Genomic DNA, 23,905 nt, shown 5'->3' with positions numbered 1-23,905 from the left:
GTCTCAGTCGTCGGGGCCGTGCTCGAGCAGGCCCAGCAGGTAGGAGCCGTAGCCCGACTTGACGAGGGCCTCGGCGCGCACGCGCAGCTCGTCGTCGGACAGGAAGCCGCGGCGCCATGCGACCTCCTCGGGAGCGCCGATCTTCAGGCCCTGGCGGTGCTCGATCGTGCGGACGTAGTCCGAGGCCTCCAGCAGGGAGTCGAACGTGCCGGTGTCGAGCCAGGCGGTGCCGCGGGGCAGGACCTCCACCTGCAGCCGGCCCTGCTCGAGGTAGGTGCGGTTGACGTCCGTGATCTCGTACTCGCCGCGCGCGGAGGGGCGCAGGTCGCGGGCGATGGCGACGACGTCGTTGTCGTAGAAGTACAGCCCGGGGACGGCGAAGGACGAACGCGGCGCGGTGGGCTTCTCCTCCAGCGACAGCGCCCGGCCCTCGGCGTCGAACTCCACGACGCCGTAGGCGGTGGGGTCCGCGACGCGGTAGGCGAAGACGGCGGCCCCGTCGATCCGCTCGAACCGCTGCAGCCGCGAGCCGAGGCCGGGACCGTAGAAGATGTTGTCGCCGAGCACGAGCGCGGCGCTGTCGTCGCCGACGAAGTCCGCCCCGAGCACGAACGCCTGCGCCAGGCCGTTCGGCTGCTCCTGCACCGTGTAGCGGATGTCGATGCCGAACTGCGACCCGTCGCCCAGCAGCCGGGTGAACGCGGCCGCGTCGTGCGGGGTCGTGATGACGAGCACGTCGCGGATGCCCGCGAGCATGAGGGTGCTCAGCGGGTAGTAGACCATCGGCTTGTCGTAGACGGGGACGAGCTGCTTGCTCACGCCGAGCGTGATCGGGTGCAGCCGGGTGCCCGAGCCGCCGGCCAGGATGATTCCGCGCATGGTGGACCAGTGTGGCAGCGCGGCCGGGGCCCTCAGGCCGGTCGGCGCGTGACGCGGCCCACCGCGCGTCCGGCGACGCGCCGCGCCAGCCGGCGCACGCCCCACACGGTGACGCGGGCCATCGCCTCCCCGACGATCGCCCGGCTCATCTTCGACCGCCCCGCCACGCGCTCTCGGAACTGGATGGGCAGCTCGACGACCCCGAAGCCGGCGTCCCGGGTGCGCAGCGTCATGTCGACCTGGAAGCAGTAGCCGCGCGAGTGCACCGCGCCGAGGTCGAGGGCGCGCAGGACCTCCGCGCGGTAGGCCCGGAAGCCCGCCGTCGCGTCCCGCACCGGCAGGGCCAGCAGGACGCGCACGTACAGGTTGCCGAGCCGGCTGAGCGCCTCGCGCGAGCGCGGCCAGTCCACGACGCTGCCGCCGGGGACCCACCGGGAGCCGATGGCCAGCCCGGGCGTCGCGCCACCGGGGCGGTCGTCGGAGCGGCCGTCGGGCCTGCCGTCCGGTGCGGTGACGGCCCCGACGAGGGCGGGCAGCACGGCGGCCGGGTGCGACCCGTCCGCGTCCATCTCGACGAGCACGTCGTAGCCGCGCTCCAGCCCCCACCGGAACCCGGCCACGTACGCCGAGCCGAGGCCGAGCTTGCCCGTGCGGTGCAGGACGTGCAGCTGGCCGTCCGTCTCGGCCATCTTCTCGACGAGCTCGCCCGTGCCGTCCGGGCTGGCGTCGTCGACGACGAGCACGTCGGCCGCGGGCAGCCGGTCGCGGACGGCCTCGACGAGCGGCGCGATGCTGTCGCGCTCGTCGTACGTCGGCACGACGACCAGCGTGCGGGGCGCGGGACGGGACGCGGGCCCGGCCGGGTCGTCGGCGGGTGCGGGGGCCGCCGGGCGGGGGTGCGCCTCGTCGGGCACGCGGGTGGGCACGCAGGACTCCTGACGGTCGGGCCCGTCGACGGTGCCGAGGGCGGGGGTCGCGGCTCAGCCCTCCGTGACCTCGGAGCAGGGTACGACGGCCACCCAGGTGGGCGCGGGGGCGACCGGGACGGGCACGCTCGCGGACGCGCCCGGCCGGGCGCACGACGTCGCCGCGCCACGCGCGCCGGGCTCCCAGAGCGGGCCCGACGACCGCGTCGTCGCCTCCGGCCGGGCGCCGACGAGCGCGGCCAGGAGCAGGAGCGCGGCGCCCCCGACGACGAGGGCCCGCCCGCCACGCCGGGCGCCGAGCCCGCCGGCGGCCAGCACGAGCGCCGCGGCCAGCAGCAGCTCCGCCGCGGGGGCGTAGCGGAGCACCGTCAGCACCGGCGCCTCCTGCCCGGGCGCGGCTGGCAGCAGCAGGGGCGGCCGGTTGACGAGCACGGCGACCGCCCACAGCGCGACCGCCCCGACGGGCAGGGCGACGAGGAGCGCCCGCCGGCCGCCATCGGCCCGGCGGGCTGCGACCAGCGCGAGGAGCGAGGGCACGGCGGCGAGCAGGACGGCCGCCCCCAGGGCGACGGGCCCGGCGTGGGCGAGCAGCCAGGACCCCGCGCCGACCTGGCCCGTCCAGAGCGGCAGGAGCACCCCCGCGCCGAGGGCGAGGGCGACGAGGTGCCCCGCGGGGGCGTCGCCGAGGGCGGGTGACCGCTCCGTGCCCAGCACGGCCACGGCCTGCGCCGCGAGCCCCAGCGCGAGCCCCACCCGGGCCGGCAGGCCGGCCCGGTCCCGCAGCCGCCAGAGCCCGAGCGGGGCCAGCACGACCGCCTGCACCTCGCTCAGCGCGACGACGAGGGCCACGAGCCCGACGCCGGCCGCCCCCGCCCGGCTGCGCACGCGGTGCACGAGGAGCCACGGGACCAGCCACAGCAGCAGCGCGTGGGCGTTGGCCAGGTTGCCCAGCACCTCCACCGGCAGGCCCGGCACGCCGACCGTCAGCAGCCCCAGGACGCCGCGCGCGGGCAGGCCGACGCCCAGCCCGCCCGACAGCAGCACGACGAGGGCCGCCACGACCCCGGCGAGAGCGCACGCCGCCGCGGTGGTGCCCAGGCCCCACGCCGGCGCCGGCAGCAGCCCGGTGACGAGGTCGGCCAGCACGCGCGGGACGAGGTGGAGGTAGCCGTCGTAGGGCCGCAGCCAGGCCGCGCCGACCGGGTCCGCGGCCGCCCCGGCGAGGAAGACCGCGCCGTCCTCCGCCCACAGCGTGCCGCGCGCGACCGGCGGCAGCCGCAGCCACGCGACGAGGGGTGCCAGCAGTCCGACGGCCAGCGCGAGCGCCGCGACCCGGCGCGGTGGTGCGTCGCGGCCCTCAGCGGGCGGCACGCAGCCCCTCAGCGGGCGGCACGCAGCTCGAGCAGCTCGCGCACGCGCAGCCCGGCGCGCAGGGCCAGGCGCAGGGGCAGGCGTGCCGGCCCCGGGTAGCGGCGGCCGAGGTAGCGCGCGGCGCTGCGGTGGTGCGCGCGGATCATGGGCGCCGGCCGGTCCCGCCAGGAGGTGCCGCCCACGTGCTGCACCCGGGCGGCCGGGACGTAGCGGTTGCGCCAGCCGGCCCGGCCGAGCCGCTCGCCCAGGTCGACGTCCTCGAAGAACATGAAGTAGCCCTCGTCGAACCCGCCGACGGCCTCGTAGGCCTCGCGGCGCACGGCGAGGCACGCGCCGGACAGCCAGCCCGTGTCCCGCTCCTCGCCGGCACGCTCCTGCCGGGCCTGGTAGGCCCGCGTCCACGGGTTGCGGGGCCAGACCTTGGCCAGCAGCGCGTGCCCGACGCCCGTCCCCAGCGACGGCAGCTCGCGCGCCGAGGGGTACACGGTGCCGTCGGGGTTGAGGAGCGCGGGGCCGGCGGCGCCGGTGCGCCCGTTGGCCTCCGCCGCGTCCAGCAGGACGTCCAGGGACCCCGGCTCCCACTCCACGTCCGTGTTGGCGACGACGAGCCAGCGGCCGTGGGCCCCCGCCGCGCCCCGGTTGGCGGCCGCGCCGTAGCCGAGGTTGCGGCCGGTGACCAGGAGGGTCGCGCCGTACCGGGCGGCGACGTCCTCCGTCACCGCGTGGTCGGTGCCGTTGTCGACGAGGACGAGCTCGAGGGGCCGGCGGGTGGCGGACTGCAGGGTGGCCGCGAAGGACGCCAGCTCCGCGCCCGGGTGGTAGGCGACGCAGACGACCCGCACGACGTCGGCGGAGGGGAGGGTGACCATGGCGGGAGCAGAGGATACGCGGGCGTCAGCGCGGCAGGTCCACGACGAGGTCCACCCGCTCGGCGGCCACGAGCCGGTCGAGGGCGTCGTCGCGGGTGGCGGCGTCGGCGCCCGGGACGAGCAGGACGAGGGAGCCCCCGTCGGCCCAGACGCCGAGCGCGGCGAGCAGGAGCGCGGTCGTGGCGGCGGCGTCGCGCGCGGTGCCGGGCCGGACGAGGACGCGGTCCCTGGGGGCGCCCGGGCGGGCGGCCGTCGCGGCCGCGGGCAGGTCGGCGAAGGTCGGCCCGTCCGGCAGGAGGGCGGGCCGCGCGGGCTCGGCGGGCGGGACCCAGCCCAGCGCGTCGCCGGAGCCCATGACGGCGGGGCCGGCGTCGAGGACGCCCACGGGCAGGGGCCCGTCCCAGCGGCGGGCGAGCGCGGGCAGCGGCTGGGCGACGACGAGCGCGCCGGCGCCGTCCGCGTCGGCCCCGGGCCCGTCCGTCACGAGCACGTCGACGGGTGCGCCCGCGGCGGCGTGCCCCGGCGCGACCGTCGTGCCCGTGCGCCAGGCGGCCAGGGCCCACACGAGCGTGCGCCAGTGGGGCGGCAGGTCGAGCGCGAGCACCGTCCCGGGCCCGCCGTCCAGCTCGTCGACGAGGAGGTTGGCGGTCTTGTGCACCCAGTTGACGAGCACGGCGCCGGACAGCTCCACGCGCTCCCCGTCGCCGCCGTACCAGGTCAGGCGCGGGCGGCCCGGGTCGGACACGAGGAGGGGCAGGAGGGCGTCGACGCCGGTCGCGGTCACGGCGGCGAGGCTACCGGCCGCCCGTGGCCACCGGGGTGCGCGCTCCTACCACCGCTCCGCTTGACGCCAGGGAACGACACGCGTGTAATTCTCAGGACACGGCCCGCCGTGGGGCCCGCCGTCGGGCGGCCCGACGAGGGGCGCGACCGCCCGGCCCGAGCAGCACCCCGACCCCCTCGACCGCACCGGAGGACGCCATGTGGAACCTGCTCGACGACGAGGACGGCGAGCGCCCGGCGGCGCGGCCGGTGGCACCCGTCGCGGACAACGTCCTGGCGCTCTTCGCCGACACGGGCGAGGACGAGGGGCCGATGGGGTGGCAGGAGCGCGCGCTGTGCGCCCAGACCGACCCCGAGGCGTTCTTCCCCGAGAAGGGCGGCTCGACGCGCGAGGCCAAGAAGGTGTGCGTCTCCTGCGAGGTGCGGGCCGAGTGCCTCGACTACGCCCTCGCCAACGACGAGCGGTTCGGCATCTGGGGCGGCCTGTCCGAGCGCGAGCGGCGCAAGCTCAAGCGGCGTGTCGTCTGACGCCGGGCGGGCGTGAGGCCGCCGCACGCCCCGGTCGTGGGCCGGGGGCCCGCGGCCGCCTCTGAGACCCTGGTGACCGTGGACCTGACCGTGGACCCCCCACCGTCGACCACCGCGTCGCTGCCGGTGCTGACGCCGGTGACGGCGGTCCTCGTGACGCGCGGGACCACGCCGTGGCTGCCGCCGACCGTGCGCGCGCTGGCGGTCCAGACCCGCCGGCCCGTCCGCGTGCTCGTCGTCGACGTGGGGGAGCAGGCCGAGCCCTGGCTGGCCGACGGGGTCGTCGACGCCCTCGTCGCCGGCGCCGCCGAGGCAGCCGCACGGGGCGAGGCGTCGGGGGCCGCGCCCGACGTGCGGGTCGTCCACGCGCCCGCGGCCCGGACCTTCGGCGACGCCGTCCGCACCGCGCTGGCCGCCGACGGCGCGTCCCGCACCCCGTGGCTGTGGCTGCTGCACGACGACTCCGCCCCTGGCCCGGGGGCGCTAGCGGCGCTCCTGCGCGTCGTGGCGCGGGCGCCGTCCGTGGCGGTCGCCGGTGCCAAGCAGCGCACGTGGTCCGAGCCCGAGCGGCTCCTCGAGGTCGGCGTGCGGACCTCGGCCTCGGGTCGCCGCCTCACGGGCGTGGAGCCGGGCGAGCTCGACCAGGGCCAGCACGACGCCGTCGAGGACGTCCTCGCGGTCGGCACGGCCGGCGCGCTCGTGCGGCGCGACGTCTGGGACGAGCTCGGCGGGCCCGACCCGGCGCTCGGACCCTTCGGCGACGGGCTCGACCTGTGCCGGCGCGCGCACCTGGCCGGGCACCGCGTCGTCGTCGTCCCCGACGCCGTGGTGCGCCACGCGCAGGCCGCCTACCAGGGCGTCCGCGACGGGCACGACCACGGCGACCCGCGCCGCTCCTACGCGGCGCGGCGGCGCGCGCAGCTGCACGTGCGCACGGCCGGCGTCGTGGGCGTCGCGGTGCCGTTCGTCCTGCTCGCGGCGGTGCTCTCGGGCGTGCTCCGGGCCCTCGTCCGGCTGGCGACGAAGGAGCCGGGCCTCGCCCGGGCCGAGCTGTCGGCCACGGCGGGCCTCCTGGCCCACCCCGGGGACCTGCTCCGGGCGCGCCGGCTCGACGCGCGCACCCGGACCCGGCCCCGACGGTCCCTGCGGCCGCTGCGCGCCGGCGTCCGCGACGTGTGGCGCCTGTGGCGGGACCAGCGGCTCACGCGCGCGGAGTCGCGCCGGGTCGTGGTCGCCCCGAGCGAGATCGAGCTGCGCGAGCTGGCGGCGCTGACCACCCGGCGGCGTGTGGGACTCGGCGCGCTCCTCGTCGCGCTCGTCGCGCTCGTCGCCGTCGCGCTGGGGCCCCTCGTCGGGCCGGTCACCCGCGGGGCGCGGCTCGTCGGGGAGGCGCTGGCCCCGGCCACCGGCGGCGCCGCGGACCTGTGGGACGCCGCCACCGCCGCCTGGGTCGGGGCGGACCTCGGGCACGCCGGACCCGTGGACGCGCTGCTGGCCGTCCTGGCGCCCGCCGCCGTGGTGACCGGCGGGTCGGCGTCGGCGGCGGTGGCGGTGCTGCTGCTCGGCGGGGTCGTGCTCGCGGGCTGGGGTGCGTGGGCCGCCGCCGGGGCGGGCACGCGGTCCGTCGCCGTGCGAGCGTGGGCGGCGCTCGTGTGGGCGGGGGCGCCGGCGCTGCTCGTCGCCCTCGGGCAGGGCCGCCTCGGCGCGGTCGTCGCGCACGCCGCGCTGCCGTGGGCCGCGCTCGGCCTGGCCCGTGCCGTCGGGGCGCAGCGTCGCGACGAGGTGGCGCGGGTCGACGTCCGTGACCGGCTCGACGAGCACGAGGGGGACGAGCCGGCCGGTGGCCCGGCCGGTGCGGCGGCCCCTGCGGCGGCCGGTGCCGAGGACGTCCCGGAGCTCGAGGAGCCGGGGGTCCCCGACCCGGCGGCGCAGGCCCGCCCGACCGGCACGGTCGAGGCCGCCGCGGGGACCGCCCTGGCGCTGGCCGTCGTCGTGGCCGGTGCACCCGTCCTGCTCGCGCCGGTGCTCCTGGCGCTGCTCGTCGTGGCCGCCGTCGCGCGGCGCCGCCGCCTGCGGGTCCTCCTCACGGCCGTCCCGGCGCTCGTCCTGCTGGGGCCGACGGTCGTGGCCGCGGGGCGGTCCGGGGTCGGCGGCCTGCGCCTCCTCGCGTCGGCACCGCTGACCGCCGCCACGGTCCCCGCCGGACGCGACGCCGGGACCGGGCTGCCCGCGGCGCTCGAGCGGCTGCTCGGTGCGCCCGGCGGGGCGGACGGGCTGGTGCCGGCCGCGCTGCCCGAGGCCGTCGTGCGCTTCGGGGTGCTCGCGACCGGTGCGGTCGTCGTCGCGCTCGCGCTCGCGGCGCTCCTGCGCGGACGGCCGGTCGCGCGTGGCGTGCGCGCGGCCTGGGTCGTGGCCGCGCTCGGCCTGGCGACGGCGTCCGCCGCCGCGGCGCTGCCCACGGCCCTGCCCGCGGGGCTCACGTCGGTGCCCACGTCGGGCACGGGCACCCTGCTCGCCGGCGGCGCCAGCGCCCTCGTCCCCGGTGACGTCGGGCCGGCGGTCAGCCTGGCGGCCGCGGGGCTCCTCGCGGCGGCGGTCCTCGGCCTCGACGGCGCGCGCGGACGGCTGCGCGCCGCACCCTTCGGCTGGCGGCAGCCGCTGGCCGGCCTCGTCGCTGCTGTCGCGGTGCTGGTCCCGCTGGCGCAGACGGGTCTCTGGGCCGCGGCCGCGCGGTCGGGCGGCCTGGCCCTGCCCGCCGCCGTCGACCGGGCCGTGGTGCCCGCCGTCGCGCGGCAGGACCAGGAGGGCCGGCTCGCGGCGCGCGTGCTCGCCCTCACCGCGGTGCCGCCCACCGGGAGGGGCACGGGAACGGGCACGGGGACGGGCACGGCGACGGGCACGGGGACGGGCACGGGGACGGGCACGGCGACGGGCACGGGGACGGGCACGGCGACGGGCACGGACACGGGGACCGGGACGGCAACGGCGACGGGTGACGACGGCGGCACCGGGGGCGCAGCTCCCGAGGCCGGCGCCGGTGCCGCCGCGGGGACGGTCGTGTGGCGGCTGCTCGCGGGCGACGGGCCCCGGCTCGTCGAGGGGTCCGCGGCCGTGGCCGCCCGGGGGCTGACCGGCGACCCGCTCGGCCCGACCGCGGTTCCCGTCGACGCGGCGACCGCCGAGGTCGACGCCGTGGCGGCCGACCTCGCCGCCGGCGCGGGCGGCGACGTCGCCGCCGCGCTGGCCGCGCTCGCCGTGGCGGACGTCCTGGTGCCTGCGGTGGACCCGGCGGCGGACCCGGAGTCCGACGCGGCCGCCGCCGCGCGGGCGGAGCTCGTCGGGCTGCTGGACGCGACCGCGGGTCTCGAGCGCGTGACGGACGGCGTCGACGGGACGCTGTGGCGCGTGCAGCCGGCGCCCGCCGCCGGTGGGTCGGGCGCGGACGTCGTCACGGCGTGGGCGCGGCTCGTGCCGGCGGGGACCGCGGCCGCGGCGCTCGCGGACGCCGCGACCCCCGCCGAGGCCGTGCCCGCCGTCCCCGGCGCCGCGGTGCCGACGGTGACGACGCGACTCGAGCCGTCGCCCGACGGCGAGGGCCGGTGGCTGGTCCTCGCCGAGCGCGCGGGCCCCGGCTGGCGGGCGACGCTGGACGGGCGGGAGCTGCCCGTCGCGGACGTGGGGTGGCGGCAGGCCTTCGGGCTGGGGACGGACGGAGGGACCCTCGTGGTGGTGCACGACCCGCCGGGGCGGACCGCGTGGACGGCGGCCCTCGTGGGCGTCGGCGCCGTGACGCTGCTGCTCGCGCTGCCCCTGCGGCGCCGCCGGGCGGGCCGGCGGTGAGCGGCGAGGTGCGCCCCGACGCGCACGACGGCCGGCACGACGACCGGCACGACGACCGGCACGACGACCGGCACGACGACGCGCCCGCGCCGCAGCGCCCGCGCGGGCGCGGGCTGCGGGTGGTGTCGGGGCTCGGCGTGCTCGCGCTCGCGGCGGCTGTCGTCGTCGGGGGGACCCGGATGACGGACGCGGCGGACGCCGCCGTCCCGCCGGGCGCCGGTGCGCGGGCCGTGGGCGTCGGCGCCACGGACACCGTGCTCGTGTGCGCGGGGCCGCTGGTCGAGCCGGAGGGCACGGGTGGCGACGCGGCCTTCGACCCCACGCCGGTCGCCCCGGAGACGTCGGTGGACCTGGTGACGGCCGCCGACGGCACGGGCCCCGGGCCCGGCACGGTGACGGGGCTGGACGGCACCGCCACGCTCGCGGGCCTGCCGGCCGGCGGCGGGTCCGCGGTCCTGACCGGGCCGGAGGCGCCGGTGGTGCTCCGCGCCGCACCCGGAGCGGCCGCCGCGGTCGCCGCGGGCACGACGTCGACCGTCACGGCCGCGGGGGACCTGCGCGGGCTGGCCGCCGCGTCCTGCCGGCGGCCGGCGGCCGACCTCTGGCTGGTCGGCGGTGCCACCGAGCTGGACAGCACCGACGTCCTCGTCGTGCAGAACCCCGGCAGCACGCCGGTCACCGTGGGCCTGTCGGCCTGGGGCGCGTCCGGCCCGCTCACGCCCGGCACGGACGGGCTCGTCCTCGCGCCGCGGTCGGAGGAGCGGCTCCCGCTCGGGGGCGTCCTCGACCCGCAGCGCCTGCTGGCGCTGCACCTCGTGGCCGACGGCGGGCGTGTGGCGGCGCACGTCCAGGACAGCCGGCTGCGCGGCTTCACCGCCGGCGGCACGGACCTCGTGGTGCCCGGTGCGGCGCCCGCGACCCGGCAGGTGCTGCCCGGGCTCGACGTCCTGGCCACCGCGGCCGGTGACGCGGACGGCCCGGTGCTGCGGCTGCTCGCGCCGGAGCGGGCGACGACGGCGCGGATCACGCTGCTCGGGCCCGACGGGCCCGCGACCCTGGCGGGTGCCGACACCGCGTCCCTGGCCACCGGCGAGGTGGTGGAGGTGCCGCTCGCCGGGCTGCCCGCGGGCGCCTGGACGGTCGTCGTCGACGCCGACGCCCCCGTCGTCGCCGGCGCGCTCGTCACGCGTCCCGGCGCGGCCGACCCGCTGGACCCGGCCACGAGCACGCTCGAGCGCGCGTGGGTCGCGTCGACGACGCCCGCCGCCGACGCCGTCGTCGCGCTCCCGGCCGGGACGACGGCGCGCGTGGTCCTCGCCGCGGTGCCGGCGGGCGAGCTCGACCCGGTGCCGCTGGACGTCGCTGCCGAAGGCCTCCCCGTCGACGTGACGGACGCGGCTGACGGTGCGGAGGACGCCGCCGCCGCGGCGCCCGACGTCACGGGCGTCCTCGAGGCCCTCGACGCCCAGGGCCGCGTCGTCGGCACGGTCGACCTGCGCCTGGGTGCCGGGACCGGCGTGCCCGAGGACGCCGGCGGCCTGCCCGACGGCACGGTCGCGGTCCGGGTGCGCGTGGCGGACGGCACCGCCGGCGGGACCGCACCGGCGTGGGCCGCCGTCGTCACGCAGGAGCGCGAGGACGGGACGTTCGTGTCGGTGCTGCAGCCCGTGCCCGCCCCCGCGGCGCAGGGCGCCGTCGCGGTGGCCGACGCGCGCGGCCCGGGGCTGGGCTGAGCGCCCGACCCGCCGCGGCGGGCCGGGCGGCCCCTAGTCCGGCCCGCCGTACCCCGGGTCGAGCTCCTCGGGGTCCCGGTCGAGCAGCAGGGCGACCTGCTCGACGACGACGTCGTGCACCAGGTCGGCCAGGTCGTCGGCGTCGTGCGCGCGCGCCTCGACCGGCCGGCGGTACACGACCACGCGCGCCGGCATGCCGGCGTCCGGCGGGAAGCACCGGCCCAGGGGCACACCGCCGTGCTCCCAGGGGGCCGGGTCGGAGGGCGGCACGTCCTCGACGGCGAACTCGGCGCCGTCCAGCTCGCCCGACCAGCGCCGCTCGAGGTGCTCCACCGCGTCGAGCACGAGGTCGTCGAAGCGCTGGGCCCGGGTGCGGTAGGCCGGCAGCGTCGGCGGCAGGAGCGGCCCGCGCAGGCCGCGCCCGCGGCGGTCGCGCCGGCGGGCCGGCAGGGGGCCGGGGGCGGTGGCCCGGGTGGCCGGCAGCGCCGACCCGCCCCGGCCGGCGCCGGCGCGCGGGTCGCGGCCGGGGTCAGCGGGCTGGCCGTGCGGGCGGCGGGAGCCGCCCCGCCCCCCGGTCGTCCCGTGCTGCCCCGCGCTGCTCACGGGGGCCGACTCTAGCCCCGGTGCCCCGTCGGTCGCGTGCAGCCGGCGGGGAGGCGACCGGGCGGCGGCGACGGAGCCGGGGACCGGGGTACCGTCAGGACGTGAGATCCGTCCGGACGTGCTCCCGCACGGCGTGCGACCGTCCCGCGGCGGCGACGCTGACCTACGTGTACGCCGACTCGACGGCCGTGCTCGGCCCGCTCGCCCAGCTGGCCGAGCCGCACTCCTACGACCTGTGCCCCGAGCACGCCGAGCGCCTCACCGCCCCGCGCGGCTGGGAGGTCGTCCGGCTCATGCCCGAGTTCGCGCCGACCGCGCCCAGCACCGACGACCTCGTCGCCCTGGCCGACGCCGTGCGCGAGGCGGGCCGACGGCCGGGACCGGCTGCGGGGCTCGTCGCCGAGCCCGCCGCGACCCTGCTCGGCGCCGCCGAGGGCGGGCTCGGGGCCGGGCTGGAGCAGCGGCGCGGGCACCTGCGCGTCGTCCGGCAGGACGAGGGCTGACGTGCCGCGCCGCCGGAAGGCCGACGAGCCGCCCGAGCCGCTGGGGTCGGTCACGCAGCCCCTGCTCGGCCTGGTGCCGGGCACCGGGACGTGCCGCACCTGCGGCAACGACCGGCTGACCCGGATCCGGATGGCGCTGCCGTCGGGAGTGCCCGCGGTGTACGTCTCCTGCCCGCGGTGCGAGACGACCGGGTGGTTCGCCGTGGACGGGGACGGGACCCCGCTCGATCCGGACAGCACGCTCGGTCCTCGCGACGGCGCCTGACCGCCGGCCACGGAGCGGCCCCGACGTGCGGGGCCACCGGGCGGGCCTAGCATCGCTGGCGTGAGCGACCCCGCGACGAGCCCGACCACCGCCGCCGCCGCGCCCCTCGAGGCGTGGGTGCGCGAGCTGCTGCGCTGCCCCGTGACGGGGGCGCCGCTCGTCGACGGTGTGGGGCCGGACGGGACGCCGGAGCTCGTCTCGACCGACCCCGACCGTCCCCTGGCCTACCCGGTCCGCGACGGCGTGCCGGTGCTGCTGGCCGACGAGGCGCGACCGGTGACGCAGCCGGTGACGCGGGGCGACCCTGCCGACGGCCCTGCCGGCGCGCGCTGACACGGGCTGACACGGGGCGGGGGGCTCGGCGGTGGCTCACGAGGGCAGCGCACGCGCGATCGTCGCGGCGCTGCTGGCGAACCTCGGGATCGCGGTGACGAAGTTCGTCGCGTTCCTGCTCACGCAGTCGAGCTCGATGCTGGCGGAGTCGGTGCACTCCCTGGCCGACACGGGCAACCAGCTGCTCCTCCTCGTCGGCGGGAGGCGGGCGCGCCGTGCCGCGGACGCCGAGCACCCCTTCGGCTACGGCCGGGCGCGGTACATGTACGCCTTCATCGTCGCGATCGTGCTGTTCACGCTCGGCGGCCTCTTCGCGCTGTTCGAGGCGTACGAGAAGTTCACGGACCCGCACCCCATCACCTCCTGGCAGTGGGTGCCCGTGGTCGTGCTGCTGGCCGCGATGGTGATGGAGGGCCTGAGCTTCCGGACCGCCCGCCGCGAGGCGAACCGCGTGCGCGGGCGCCAGTCGTGGGTGCAGTACGTGCGCAACGCCAAGGCCCCGGAGCTGCCGGTGGTGCTGCTCGAGGACTCGGGCGCGCTCGTCGGGCTCGTCGTGGCGCTCTTCGGGGTGTCGATGACGCTGCTCACCGGCGACGGCCGGTGGGACGCTGTGGGCTCGGCCGGCATCGGGCTGCTGCTCGTGGCCATCGCGGCGGTGCTGGCCGTGGAGACCACGTCGATGCTGCTGGGGGAGTCGGCCACCCCCGGCACGGTCGCGCGGGTGCGGGAGGCGCTCGTCGGGGAGCACGTCCCCTCCGTGATCCACCTGCGGACGATGCACCTCGGCCCCGAGGAGCTGCTCGTCGCCGCGAAGATCGAGGTGGCGGCCGGCGACACCGCCACGGACGTCGCCACCGCGATCGACGCCGCCGAGCGGCGGGTGCGCGAGGCGGTGCCGATCGCGACGACGATCTACCTCGAGCCCGACCTGCGGCGGGCCGCGCGCACCTGAGGCGGGGGACGCTGGGACGTGCGCGCGCCGGGCTCGGTGCGCGGCGCCCGGCTGGAGCACCGGTCGGGTCAGTCGACCGGGTCGGGCACGCCGTGCGGCAGCCGGCGCAGCAGCGCGGCCTCCTCCGCGTCGCGCGCCGCGGCCCGTTGCGAGGCGAGCAGCTCCCGGCGCCGGCGCTCGGCGAGCACCGCGGCGAGGAAGTCCTCCGGGTGCGTGCCCGGCGGGGGCAGCGGTCGCACGTGGCGCTGCACCTCGGCCGTGAGCCGCGTGCCCAGCTCGACGCGCGATGCCGGGTGCAGGCTCGCCGCGCGCGCGAGGAACTGCCGCACGGCGAGGGCCAGCCCGTCGGGCAGCCGCGCGACGTCGGAGGTCCCGGCCCACCACGCCAGGTGCGGGGGCATGGGGACGGGCGCCGGCCGCCGGGTCCGGCCGCGCACGCGGGCGCCGTAGGTGCCGGCCAGGAGGTCCCCGAGCCGCTTGCCCTGCGGGTGCAGCATCGAGGTCAGGAGCGCCACCACGCCGGCGGTGAACCACAGCTCGAGCACCCCGACCAGGGCGCGGACCAGCGCCTGCCGCAGGGTGATCGGCCCGCCGTCGTCGCGGACGATGCGGATGCCCACGACGAGCTTGCCCAGGGACCGCCCGCGGGTGAGCGTGTCCACCGCGGTCGGCAGCACGACGAGCACCCCCGCGACGACGACGACCCCGAGGACCCGGACCGTGTCCGACGACGGCTCCCACCCGCTCGTCGAGAGCAGGACCAGCACGCCGAGCGCCACGAGACCCAGCACGACCAGGTCGAGCAGCGCCGCGAGGAGGCGCGAGGCGAACGAGGCCGGACGGCTGTCGAGCAGCACGCCCTCGCCGGTGACGATGCCGTCGTCCACGTGCGTCCCCTCGTCCGGGCCGTCCCTGTCGCCGGCCGCGGACCCACTCTAGGCAGCGCGCGGACTCGCGGGACGCACGTGCACCCGGGCGGTGGACGGCGGCCGCCGCGTGCGCCGCCGCGTCTGGCAGGCTGGGCGCGTGGACCTCGACGCGCTGGTGGCGACCCGGGAGCAGCAGTGGTCGCGGCTGGGCGTGCTGTCGGGGCGGCGGCGGCTGTCGGGCGCGGAGTCCGACGAGCTCGTGCGGCTCTACCAGGCCACGGCCACGGACCTCTCGGCCGTCCGGTCGGGGGCGCCGGACCCGGAGACGGTCACCCGGCTCTCGCAGCTGCTGGCGCGGTCGCGGTCGCGGATCGCGGGGGCGCAGGAGCCGTCGTGGCGGCACGTCGTGCGCTACCTCGGGGTGGACGTGCCGGCGGCCCTGTACCGCAACCGCTGGTGGACGGTCGGCGTCATGGTCGCCTTCCTCGCGCTCGGCACCGTGAGCGGGTGGTGGGTGGCGACGCAGCCGGACGTCCTCGCCACGATGGGCACCCCGCAGGCGCGCGAGGAGTACGTGCGCACGGCCTTCGCCGAGTACTACGACCCCGGCGCCGGCTTCGCGGCGGTGGTGTGGACGAACAACGCGTGGATCACGGCGCTCACGATCGGCACGGGGATCACGGGCGTCCTGCCGCTGTGGGTGCTCGTGCAGAACGCCGTGGGCGTCGGGGCCGCGGGTGGGCTCATGGCCGCCTACGGCGAGCTGGACCTGTTCCTGCAGCTCATCGCCCCGCACGGGCTGCTGGAGCTCACCGCGGTCTTCGTCGCCGGTGGTGCCGGGCTGCGGCTGTTCTGGACGCTGGTGGACCCCGGGCCGCGGCCGCGGTCCCGGGCGCTGGGGGAGGAGGGCCGGGCGCTCGTCACCGTCGCGGTGGGGCTCGTGCTCGTGCTGGCCGTGTCGGGGGCGATCGAGGGGTTCGTCACCGGCTCCGGGCTGCCGTGGTGGCTGAAGATCGTCATCGGCGCCGTGGCGCTGGCGCTGTTCTGGGCATGGACGCTCGTCGTCGGCGGTCGCGCCGTGCGCGCCGGGGCGACGGGCGACCTCGACGACGACCGCGCCGGCTACCGGGCGTCCGTCAGCGGCTGACGCGCGGCGCCGTCCGCCCCGGCGTGCGGTGCGGGTCGCACCGGCCGGTCACGGCCCCTCGTCGAGCACGACCGCGTGCTCGTCCGCGTCGTCGGCCCAGAACCGGACGAGGCGGCCCGCCTCGTCGACCGCCTCCGCCCGCTGCGCCGCCGTCCACCGGCACCACGGCTGCAGGTGCAGCACGGCCCGCTCCCGGCGGGCCCCGCGGGCACCGGTCCGCTCCCGCACGACGCGCCAGGCGCCGGCCACGACGCCGTCGACGAGCACCGTCGCCGGGGGCATCCCGTTGCGGCTCGCGAGGTGCGGACGGAGCTCCGTCGGCACGACCCGCGTCCGGTCGGCGTGGGAGAGCAGCACGTCGTCGAAGTCCGGCAGCAGCCGCACGGGCGCCGGCACGTCCCCGGGGGCGAGCGCGGCACCGGGCACGTCCAGCAGCTCCCTGCCGGCGGCGGTGCCGACCTCCGGGGCGGTCCGGCGGACGACGAGCCGCTCGCGCATGCCGTCGACCACCGCCCGCAGCCCGGTGAGGCCCGACCACGTCTGCAGGTCGGCCACCGACGCGGGGCCGTACGCGGCGAGGTAGCGCTCGACGAAGCCCTCGAGCGCGGCGCGGCGCACGTCGGGCTCGTCGAGCGCGGCGGGGACGTCCAGCGGCCGCCACCGCGTGCGGGCCGGGGAGCGCCACACCCCGCGCGGAGGCACCTGCACGAGGGGCAGCAGGCACCGCGCGACCATCGCGAGGTGCGCCGGGTCCCCGGCGTGCCCCCGGGCGGCCAGCGCCGGCCCCAGCTCGGCCGCGGTGAGGGGGGCGGCGGCCAGCAGCTCGCGGGCGTCGCGCGCCACGGCCGCCAGGTCCGTCCCGGCCAGTCCCGCGCGCCGGTCGGCCGTCCCCAGGAGGTCCCGCTCGAGACGCGGGGCCGACACGACCGCCAGCGCCGCCGCGTCCTGCGCCAGCACCGCGTGCACGGTGCTGCGCACCACGGCGAGCCGCAGCACGCGCCCGTCGGCGGTGGCGTCGGCGAGGGCCGCGTGCGTGAACCCGACCACGCGTGCCCACAGCGCGCCGTAGGGCGACGACGGGTTCTGCGACTGGAAGCCGATGAGGTGCCCGACGACCGACAGGGGGTCGGCGTCCGTGCGCGCCAGCAGGTGCTGCCGGGCCAGGAGGGTGCGACCCAGCACGCGCGTCGTCAGCGGCTCGTCCACGCCACCACCACCCTGCCGTCGCCGGTCGCCGGTCGCCGGTCGTCCTGGTCGTCCTGGTCGTCCTGGTCGTCCTGGTCGTCTCCGGACCCCACGACCGCACCGTACGACCGGCCGCCGACACGGCGCGGGCGTAGCGTCACCGGGCGGCGGCACGCGGTGTGCCGCCGGCGGACGGAGGGCGACGACATGGCTGACGGGCAGGCGGACGGGCAGGCGGACGGGCAGGCTGACGGGCGGGACGCGTCCGGGGTGGCCGTGCGCTGGGACGAGGACGGCTCGCAGTACCTCGCAGCGCTCGACGGGACCGACGTCGGGCGGCTCGTCGTGGAGCGGCACGGCGACCGGGCGGTCTTCGCCCACACCCTCGTCGACGACGGGGTGGAGGGGCGCGGGGTGGGGTCGGCGCTCGTCGAGCAGGCGCTGGCCGACGCGCGGGGACGCGGCTGGACGGTCGACCCCCGGTGCCCGTTCGTCGCCGCCTGGCTGCGGCGCCACCCGGAGGTCGACCCCGGCTGACCGCACCCGTCGTGTCGACGGGTCCGGGTCCGGGGCCGGGTCAGAGCCGGCCGGCCGCCTTCAGCCGCAGGTAGGTGTCGGCCAGGGCGGGCGCGAGGTCGTCCGGGAGCGCGTCCACGACCTCGACGCCGCGCTGCCGCAGGCGCACGGCGACGGCGGCCCGTTCGAGCCCGGCGCGCTCGGCCGCCGCCGCGTCGAACACCTCGGACACGTCGGCGCGGCCCTGGCGCAGGGTCTCCGCCTCCGGGTCCTGCACGGAGGCGAGCACCACCTGGTGCCGCTGCGCCAGCGGCCCGACGACGCCGAGGAGCCCCTGCTCGACGGCGGACGGCTCCAGCGCGGACAGCAGCACGACGAGCGCCCGGCGGCTCAGCCGCTCCCGCACCTGCGCCACCGCGCCCGGCCAGTCCGTCTCGACGAGCGCCGGCTCGACCCCCGCCAGCGCGTCGGCCATGGCCGGCAGCAGGCGGGGGCCCGAGGCGCCGACGACGCGGGTGCGGACCCGCCGGTCGAAGGCGACGAGCTCGACGCGGTCGCCGGCGCGCGCCGCCAGCGCGGACAGCAGCAGCGCGGCCTCGATCGAGGCGTCCAGCCGCGGGGCGTCGCCGACGCGGCCCGCCGACGTGCGGGAGGTGTCCAGCACGAGCAGGACCCGTCGGTCCCGCTCGGGCCGCCACGTGCGCACCACGACGTCGGCGCGCCGGGCCGTGGCCCGCCAGTCGACCGAGCGCACGTCGTCGCCGGGCACGTACTCGCGCAGGGAGTCGAACTCCGTGCCCGCGCCGCGCACCTGGACGGCGGACCGCCCGTCGAGCTCGCGCAGCCGCGCCAGCCGGCTGGGCAGGTGCCGGCGCGAGGCGAACTCCGGCAGCACCCGCAGCCGGGCCGGCACGTCGAGGGACGCCTGCCGCCCGGCCAGGCCCAGCGGTCCCAGGGTGCGGACCGTGACGAGGTCGGCCCGCCGGTCGCCGCGGCGGGTGGGCAGCAGCGGCGTGCGCAGCCGCGCACCGTCGCCCGGGGGCAGGTCGAGGCGGTGCCGGTCCGGCTGCGCGCCGGCCGAGGGCTGCCAGGCGTCCCGGACCAGCCCCCGCAGCCGCCGCTGGCCCACGTTGGTGACGGTGAGGGTGCACGTCGCGGCCTGCGTCAGCCGCACGGAGCGCGGCACGTCGCGGCGCACGGCGACCCGGCGGGGCGAGGCGGCCAGCGCGACGTCCAGGCCGCACGCGAGCACGACGACGAGGGCCCACGCCAGGACGGTCACCGTCGCGGGCAGCACGAGCACCGCCAGCGCGCCGACCCCGGCGAGCGCGACGGCGCGCCCCGTCACCACCACGGGCGGACCCCGCTCAGCGCGGCACCGGCACGGAGGCCAGCACCGTGTCGAGCACGCTCTCGGCGCTCACGCCCTCGAGCTCGGCCTCGGCCCGGAGCGCCACCCGGTGCCGCAGCGTCGGGTGCACGAGCGCCTGCACGTCGTCGGGCGTGACGAACCCGCGCCCCGACAGCCACGCCCAGGCCCGCGACGTGGCCAGCAGCGCCGTCGCACCGCGGGGGGAGACGCCCAGCGCCAGCGACGGCGACTCGCGCGTGGCCCGGCAGAGGTCGACGACGTAGCCGAGGACCTCGCGCGAGACCTGCACGCGCGTCACCTCCTCGCGGGCGCGCGCCAGCGCGTCGACGCCGGCGACCGGCCGCACCCCGGCCGCCCGCAGGTCGCGCGGGTCGAAGCCGGCGGCGTGCCGGGCGAGCACCTCGAGCTCGTCGTGCCGATCGGGCAGCGGCAGGACGAGCTTGAGCAGGAAGCGGTCGAGCTGCGCCTCGGGCAGCGGGTAGGTGCCCTCGTACTCGACGGGGTTCTGCGTGGCGACGACGACGAACGGGTCGGGCAGGGGCCGCGGGGTGCCGTCGACCGTCACCTGCCGCTCCTCCATGGCCTCCAGCAGGGAGGCCTGCGTCTTCGGCGGCGTGCGGTTGATCTCGTCGGCCAGCAGGAGGTTCGTGAACACCGGGCCCTCGCGGAAGGAGAACTCCGCGGTGCGCGCGTCGTAGACGAGCGACCCCGTCACGTCGCCGGGCATGAGGTCGGGCGTGAACTGCACCCGCTTCGTGCCCAGGTGGAGCGCGGCCGACAGGGACCGCACGAGCAGGGTCTTCGCGACGCCCGGGACGCCCTCGAGCAGGACGTGCCCGCGGCACAGCAGCGCGATGACCAGGCCCGTCACGGCGGCGTCCTGCCCGACGACGGCCTTGCCGACCTCCGTGCGCACGGCGGCCAGGGTGCCGCGCAGCGCCTCGTCGGGCCGCGGCGCGGCGGGGTCCGGCGCGGCGGGGCCCGGCGCAGCGGGGATCGGCGCGACGGGTTCCGCCGGCGGGGCCGCGGTCGCCCCGGCGTCGGCCGGCGGCGGGGTGGGGTGCTCGCTCACGGGTGGTTGACCTCGCTCTCCAGGTGGTCCAGGTCGGTGGCCAGGCGGGTGAGGGCCGCGTCCCCGCGGGGCGGGGGACCGTACAGCAGGGCCTCGACGACGCTCCGGTCGCGTCCGGTCGCGCGGGCGACGGCGTCGATGACGGCCGGTGCCGGCGCCGCCCGCGGCAGGCCCAGCCGCGCCCCGCAGCGCGCGGCGCACCCGGCGCGCAGGGCGGCGGCGGCCCGCCCGTAGGAGCGCCCCCGGCGGTAGAGGCGGCCGCGGCCGCGGACGGTCTCGGCCGCGCGGACGACGACGGGCAGCGGCTCCGTGACGAGGCGGCCCGTCCGCCGGGCCCGCCACAGCGCGGCGACGACGACGACCAGCAGCGCCTGCAGCGCCAGAGGCCCGGCGGCCGGCGGCAGCAGCTCCGCCGGTGACCCGCCCACGCCGTCGTCGCCCGTCGGGTCGACGCCGAGGTCGTCGAAGGACGGGACGTACCAGACGAGCGAGGCCTGACGGCCGAGCGCCCGCAGCGCCAGGGCGGCGTTGCCCTCGTCGAGCACCGCGTCGTTGGTGAGCAGCGACGGGTCGGACAGGACGGTCAGGCGGGTGCCGTCCGGGCGGGTGACGGTCGCGTAAGCACCCGCGCCGTCCGCGTCGGGGAAGCACACGACCGCGTCCGACGACGCCGCCGTGGCACGCACGCCACCGGCCGCGCTGACCGTCCCCGCGGCGACGGCGTCGGGGTCGGCGCACGCCGCCTCCCGGGGTGTCGGCGCGCCGGAGATGCCGTACGCGGGCTCGAGGGCGTCCGTGAGCAGCGGGAGGGAGAACCCGGGCGTCACGAGGACGAGGTCCGCGCCCGTGCCGCCGACTGCGTCGACCTGGGCGTCGGTGAGCAGGACGTCGGACGTCACGAGCAGCGTGGTGCCGGGCCCGGCCGCGGCGACCGCCCGGGCGGTGGTGCGGGCGTAGGTGACGTCGACGCCCTGGTCGCCCAGCACCTCGGCGACGGCCCGCGCGCCGTTCTCCTCCACGTTGTCCGGCGCGAGGGGGACGGGCGAGGTCCGCGGCTCGGGCAGCGACAGCAGCACCCCGAGCAGCACGAGCCCGGCGACGACGAGCAGCGGGAACCGTGCCCGCCGCCAGCGGGCGGCGGCCCGGCTGCGGGCGGTCGTCCCGTCGCCGACGACGTGCCCGGCGTCCGCAGGGGGACCGGCGGGGGCGGCGGCGCCGGCGGAGGCGGCCTCGGTGGGGGCGGAGGTCGTGCTCGTCGTGCTCACGGCGCCACCAGGTCCGCGGGTGCGGCGGTCTGCCCGGGCGGCGCCGGCCGCGCGGCGCGGACCCGCTCGTCGAGCGTCCGCAGGGCCGCGGTGTCGTCCGGCCCCGCGGGGACGCGGCCGTAGACGACGGCGTCGAAGGTGCCGCTGCCCGCCAGCAGGTCGGCCGCGAGGGCGGGCAGGCGGCGGCCGGCGGTGCGGGCGGCGTCGGCGGCGGTCCGGCCGGGCACCTCGTCGAGCACGGTGCGCTCCTCGAGGCCGCGCACGACGGCGCGGAACCGCTCGGCCACGGCCAGGGCGTGGTCGCCCGCCCGCTCGGCGGCGTCGGCGGCGGCGCGCAGGGCCGCGGCGTCGCGGCGGTCGTCGGCCGCGCGCAGGCCGCGGGGCAGTGCGGTGCGCCGGGACCGGCGGACGGGCCCGGCCACCCACAGCACGACGGCGGCGAGCAGCACCGCCGCGGCGATCGTCAGCGCCAGCGCCCACCCCGAGGGCAGCCCCACGACCCGCAGCCCCTCGAGCTGCCCCTGCAGCCACTCGAGCAGGACGGCCAGCAGCGAGCGCTGCTGGTCGTAGTCCGGTCGGCTCAGCTCCTCGAGGAGCCACCGGCGGGCGGTGGGCGCGTCGGGGTCGACCGGGACAGCGCGCACGACGCCGGGCAGGACGCCGGGCAGGACGGTCAGGACGCTCACGCCGGCGTCACGCGCCGCCCGCCGCCGCCCGCGCGAGCTCGATGTCGAGCCCCTCGCGCCGCATGCGTACGTCGACGTAGAGGAGCGCCACGACCGCGGCGAGGTACGTGGCCGCGAGCGTCGTCGCCACGACGGTGAACACCGACGTGATCGCCAGGTACGTGCCCGAGCCGAGGCCCGCGCCCAGCACCGCGGCCAGCACGCCCGCGGGCGTGAGGACGATCTGCGCGACGATGCCGACGAGCAGCGAGACGAGCAGGTAGGTGCCGAGCAGGCGCCAGAAGCTGCCGCGGGACAGGCGCCAGCCCCGGGCCACGCTCGGCCAGAACCGACCCCCCTCGAGGACGAGCGCCGGCGGCACGAGGAGCACCCGCACCGTGACCCAGACGGACACGACGAGCAGGGCGAGGGCCCCGACGAGGCCGAGGGCCACCGCACCGCCCTCGGAGACCTGCGCCAGCGCGACGACACCCGCCACCCAGCCGCCGACCACGAGGACGAGGGCGGCGCCCTGCACGAGCGTGAACAGCAGGACCCACCACGCCCGCGGCTGGCGCAGCGCCTCCCGCAGCTCGATGCGCTGGCCCAGCACGGACCGGCTGACCGAGACGATGACGAGCCCGGTGAGGACGGGCGTGGCGATGCCCACGACGACGCTCTGCACGAGGCTGCCGAGGACCGGTCCGAACTGGTCGGTGGGCAGCGCCGTCGGGTCGGCCTCGACCGTCAGGTCCCCCAGCGCCCCGACGAGGAAGGGCGCGAGGTACCACTGCAGCACGGCGCCGATGAGGACCGCGACGGTGACGACGAGGCCCGCCAGCCCGAACATGACCTTCGGGTTGGCGCGGACCGCGCGGAAGGCGCCGTCGAGGACCTCTCCCAGGCTCAGCGGCCGCAGCGGCACGATCCCGGGCTGCAGGGGCGGCGGCTGCCACGCGCCCGCGCCCCACGGCTGCGTCCCCGCGGGGGCCGGTCCGTAGCCGGGCGGCTGGGGCCCGTAGCCCGGGGGCTGGGGGCCGTGGCCGGAGGGCTGCGGCCCGTACCCGGGGGGCTGCGGCCCGTATCCCGGGGGCTGCGGCCCGTACCCGGCGGGTCCCGGCGCGGACGGCGGGACGGGCGGGACCGGCGGGACGGCGGGGGCGCCCGGCGGCGGCGCCCCGGGTCCCCCGTCGCCGCCCGCGCCCGACGTCCCGGGGCTCGTCCAGCGGGGCGGGGGTGCGTCCTGGGGCGGCGTGCTCATGCGCCTCGCTTCCGGTCCTGGGGGTCCGCGGCCCGGCCGGCCGTCCCCGTCGTCGTGCGGTGGCGGCCATCGTGCCACGGACGGCCCGTCGGACGGCCCGGACCTGCACAGGGACCAGCCTGTGGACGGGTCGCCGTGCAGGGACGAGACCCGTGCGCCCGTCCCGGCGCCGGTCGCGTCCCCCGTTCGGGCGCCTCGCGCGCGGTGCGGCCGTCCGCACGGGAGCCGGTGCGATGATGACGCCCATGAGAGGTCGTGTGCTGGTGGTCGACGACGACACCGCGCTCGCGGAGATGATCGGGATCGTCCTGCGGTCGGAGGGGTTCGACGCGGTGTTCTGCGAGGACGGCGACGAGGCGTTGGCGGTGTTCCGCAGCACCCAGCCGGACCTCGTGCTGCTCGACCTCATGCTGCCGGGCAAGGACGGCACGGAGGTCTGCCGGCTCATCCGCGCGGAGTCCGGTGTGCCGATCGTCATGCTGACGGCCAAGGCGGACACCGTCGACGTGGTCCTGGGGCTGGAGTCGGGCGCGGACGACTACATCTCCAAGCCGTTCAAGCCCAAGGAGCTCGTCGCCCGGGTGCGTGCCCGCCTGCGCCGCACGGACGAGCCGGCGCCGGAGCACCTGACGATCGGCGACGTCACGATCGACGTGCCCGGGCACCGCGTCGTGCGGGCGGGCGCGCCGGTGGCGCTGACCCCGCTGGAGTTCGACCTCCTCGTCGCGCTGGCCCGCAAGCCCTGGCAGGTCTTCACCCGGGAGGTGCTGCTCGAGAAGGTGTGGGGCTACCGGCACGCGGCGGACACGCGCCTCGTGAACGTCCACGTCCAGCGCCTGCGCAGCAAGATCGAGGTCGACCCGGACAAGCCCGAGATCGTCGTGACCGTGCGGGGGGTCGGCTACAAGGCGGGCGCGGGCGCGGCGTGAGCCCGGCCCGGGCGCCGGGAGCCGCGCCGCGACCGGGGA

At 79.1% G+C, this 23,905-nt stretch carries 23 protein-coding genes; 10 read left to right on the top strand and 13 right to left on the bottom strand.

Annotated elements, in window-relative coordinates:
* Positions 1-3: 3 nt before the first annotated feature.
* From rfbA to AC2TDM_RS12650, 5 genes are all read right to left on the bottom strand, one after another.
* Positions 4-879: a glucose-1-phosphate thymidylyltransferase RfbA gene (gene rfbA, locus AC2TDM_RS12670; RefSeq protein WP_484634837.1), complete on the bottom strand. Its 876-nt coding sequence runs from the start codon at positions 877-879 to the stop codon at positions 4-6.
* 32 nt (positions 880-911) lie between these two features.
* Positions 912-1,706: a polyprenol monophosphomannose synthase gene (locus AC2TDM_RS12665; RefSeq protein ID WP_484636456.1), complete on the bottom strand. Its 795-nt coding sequence runs from the start codon at positions 1,704-1,706 to the stop codon at positions 912-914.
* A 153-nt stretch (positions 1,707-1,859) separates the two neighbouring features.
* Positions 1,860-3,176, bottom strand: coding sequence for a hypothetical protein (locus AC2TDM_RS12660; RefSeq protein WP_484634836.1), 1,317 nt, complete (start codon positions 3,174-3,176; stop codon positions 1,860-1,862).
* An 8-nt stretch (positions 3,177-3,184) separates the two neighbouring features.
* The gene (locus AC2TDM_RS12655) at positions 3,185-4,045 is read right to left on the bottom strand and encodes a glycosyltransferase (RefSeq protein ID WP_484634835.1); all 861 of its coding nucleotides are present in this window, start codon (positions 4,043-4,045) and stop codon (positions 3,185-3,187) included.
* Positions 4,046-4,070: 25 nt separating this feature from the next.
* Positions 4,071-4,829 carry a TIGR03089 family protein gene (locus AC2TDM_RS12650; RefSeq protein WP_484634834.1) on the bottom strand — a complete coding sequence of 253 codons (759 nt, stop codon included), beginning with the start codon at positions 4,827-4,829 and terminating at the stop codon, positions 4,071-4,073.
* Positions 4,830-5,026: 197 nt separating this feature from the next.
* Between AC2TDM_RS12650 and AC2TDM_RS12645 the strand changes: the two genes are divergently transcribed.
* The 3 genes from AC2TDM_RS12645 (at position 5,027) to AC2TDM_RS12635 (ending at position 10,929) form a co-directional block, all read left to right on the top strand.
* Positions 5,027-5,356, top strand: coding sequence for a WhiB family transcriptional regulator (locus tag AC2TDM_RS12645; protein ID WP_090029729.1), 330 nt, complete (start codon positions 5,027-5,029; stop codon positions 5,354-5,356).
* Between the two features lie 78 nt (positions 5,357-5,434).
* Positions 5,435-9,196, top strand: coding sequence for a glycosyltransferase (locus tag AC2TDM_RS12640; protein WP_484634833.1), 3,762 nt, complete (start codon positions 5,435-5,437; stop codon positions 9,194-9,196).
* Positions 9,193-10,929 carry a DUF5719 family protein gene (locus AC2TDM_RS12635; RefSeq protein ID WP_484634832.1) on the top strand — a complete coding sequence of 579 codons (1,737 nt, stop codon included), beginning with the start codon at positions 9,193-9,195 and terminating at the stop codon, positions 10,927-10,929. The genes AC2TDM_RS12640 and AC2TDM_RS12635 overlap by 4 nt, the downstream gene beginning before the upstream one ends.
* A 33-nt stretch (positions 10,930-10,962) precedes the next feature.
* Here the strand turns inward: AC2TDM_RS12635 and AC2TDM_RS12630 are convergent, their stop codons facing one another.
* A complete protein-coding gene (locus tag AC2TDM_RS12630; protein ID WP_484634831.1) occupies positions 10,963-11,532 on the bottom strand; it encodes a metallopeptidase family protein in 570 nt (189 codons plus the stop codon).
* A gap of 101 nt (positions 11,533-11,633) precedes the next feature.
* Here AC2TDM_RS12630 and AC2TDM_RS12625 point away from each other — a divergent pair, with 101 nt between their 5' ends.
* From AC2TDM_RS12625 to AC2TDM_RS12610, 4 genes are read left to right on the top strand one after another with little or no spacing between them, the layout of a single operon-like run.
* Positions 11,634-12,035 (top strand): DUF3499 domain-containing protein, encoded by a 402-nt coding sequence (locus tag AC2TDM_RS12625; RefSeq protein ID WP_484634830.1) that lies wholly within the window; start codon positions 11,634-11,636, stop codon positions 12,033-12,035.
* A gap of 1 nt (position 12,036) precedes the next feature.
* Positions 12,037-12,300: a hypothetical protein gene (locus AC2TDM_RS12620; RefSeq protein ID WP_484634829.1), complete on the top strand. Its 264-nt coding sequence runs from the start codon at positions 12,037-12,039 to the stop codon at positions 12,298-12,300.
* 60 nt (positions 12,301-12,360) lie between these two features.
* A complete protein-coding gene (locus tag AC2TDM_RS12615; RefSeq protein ID WP_484634828.1) occupies positions 12,361-12,633 on the top strand; it encodes a Trm112 family protein in 273 nt (90 codons plus the stop codon).
* A gap of 31 nt (positions 12,634-12,664) precedes the next feature.
* Positions 12,665-13,585 (top strand): cation diffusion facilitator family transporter, encoded by a 921-nt coding sequence (locus tag AC2TDM_RS12610; RefSeq protein WP_484634827.1) that lies wholly within the window; start codon positions 12,665-12,667, stop codon positions 13,583-13,585.
* Positions 13,586-13,653: 68 nt separating this feature from the next.
* Here the strand turns inward: AC2TDM_RS12610 and AC2TDM_RS12605 are convergent, their stop codons facing one another.
* The gene (locus AC2TDM_RS12605; RefSeq protein WP_484634826.1) at positions 13,654-14,472 is read right to left on the bottom strand and encodes an RDD family protein; all 819 of its coding nucleotides are present in this window, start codon (positions 14,470-14,472) and stop codon (positions 13,654-13,656) included.
* A 139-nt stretch (positions 14,473-14,611) separates the two neighbouring features.
* Here AC2TDM_RS12605 and AC2TDM_RS12600 point away from each other — a divergent pair, with 139 nt between their 5' ends.
* Complete coding sequence (locus AC2TDM_RS12600) at positions 14,612-15,601, top strand: stage II sporulation protein M (protein ID WP_484634825.1); 990 nt, start codon at positions 14,612-14,614, stop codon at positions 15,599-15,601.
* Positions 15,602-15,649: 48 nt separating this feature from the next.
* Here AC2TDM_RS12600 and AC2TDM_RS12595 read toward each other — a convergent pair whose 3' ends face one another.
* Positions 15,650-16,807 (bottom strand): winged helix DNA-binding domain-containing protein, encoded by a 1,158-nt coding sequence (locus AC2TDM_RS12595; protein ID WP_484634824.1) that lies wholly within the window; start codon positions 16,805-16,807, stop codon positions 15,650-15,652.
* A gap of 186 nt (positions 16,808-16,993) precedes the next feature.
* Here AC2TDM_RS12595 and AC2TDM_RS12590 point away from each other — a divergent pair, with 186 nt between their 5' ends.
* Entirely contained in the window at positions 16,994-17,323 is a 330-nt protein-coding gene (locus AC2TDM_RS12590) for a GNAT family N-acetyltransferase (protein WP_484634823.1), read from the top strand.
* A gap of 40 nt (positions 17,324-17,363) precedes the next feature.
* Here the strand turns inward: AC2TDM_RS12590 and AC2TDM_RS12585 are convergent, their stop codons facing one another.
* From AC2TDM_RS12585 to AC2TDM_RS12565, 5 genes are read right to left on the bottom strand one after another with little or no spacing between them, the layout of a single operon-like run.
* Positions 17,364-18,656, bottom strand: a complete 1,293-nt coding sequence (locus AC2TDM_RS12585) for a DUF58 domain-containing protein (RefSeq protein WP_484634822.1) — start codon at positions 18,654-18,656, stop codon at positions 17,364-17,366.
* A 13-nt stretch (positions 18,657-18,669) separates the two neighbouring features.
* Positions 18,670-19,746, bottom strand: a complete 1,077-nt coding sequence (locus tag AC2TDM_RS12580) for an AAA family ATPase (protein ID WP_484634821.1) — start codon at positions 19,744-19,746, stop codon at positions 18,670-18,672.
* Positions 19,743-21,011 carry a DUF4350 domain-containing protein gene (locus tag AC2TDM_RS12575; RefSeq protein WP_484634820.1) on the bottom strand — a complete coding sequence of 423 codons (1,269 nt, stop codon included), beginning with the start codon at positions 21,009-21,011 and terminating at the stop codon, positions 19,743-19,745. Before AC2TDM_RS12575 ends, AC2TDM_RS12580 begins: the two co-directional genes overlap by 4 nt.
* Complete coding sequence (locus AC2TDM_RS12570) at positions 21,008-21,697, bottom strand: DUF4129 domain-containing protein (protein WP_484634819.1); 690 nt, start codon at positions 21,695-21,697, stop codon at positions 21,008-21,010. Before AC2TDM_RS12570 ends, AC2TDM_RS12575 begins: the two co-directional genes overlap by 4 nt.
* A gap of 7 nt (positions 21,698-21,704) precedes the next feature.
* Positions 21,705-22,937, bottom strand: coding sequence for a DUF7847 domain-containing protein (locus AC2TDM_RS12565; protein WP_090029747.1), 1,233 nt, complete (start codon positions 22,935-22,937; stop codon positions 21,705-21,707).
* Positions 22,938-23,182: 245 nt separating this feature from the next.
* Between AC2TDM_RS12565 and mtrA the strand changes: the two genes are divergently transcribed.
* Positions 23,183-23,866 carry an MtrAB system response regulator MtrA gene (gene mtrA, locus AC2TDM_RS12560; RefSeq protein ID WP_203708742.1) on the top strand — a complete coding sequence of 228 codons (684 nt, stop codon included), beginning with the start codon at positions 23,183-23,185 and terminating at the stop codon, positions 23,864-23,866.
* Positions 23,867-23,905 lie beyond the last annotated feature (39 nt).

This window comes from Cellulomonas sp. plas2 (assembly GCF_057221735.1).
The sequence above is the reverse complement of the archived record's forward strand: the minus strand, read 5'-3'. Positions and strand labels throughout refer to the sequence as shown.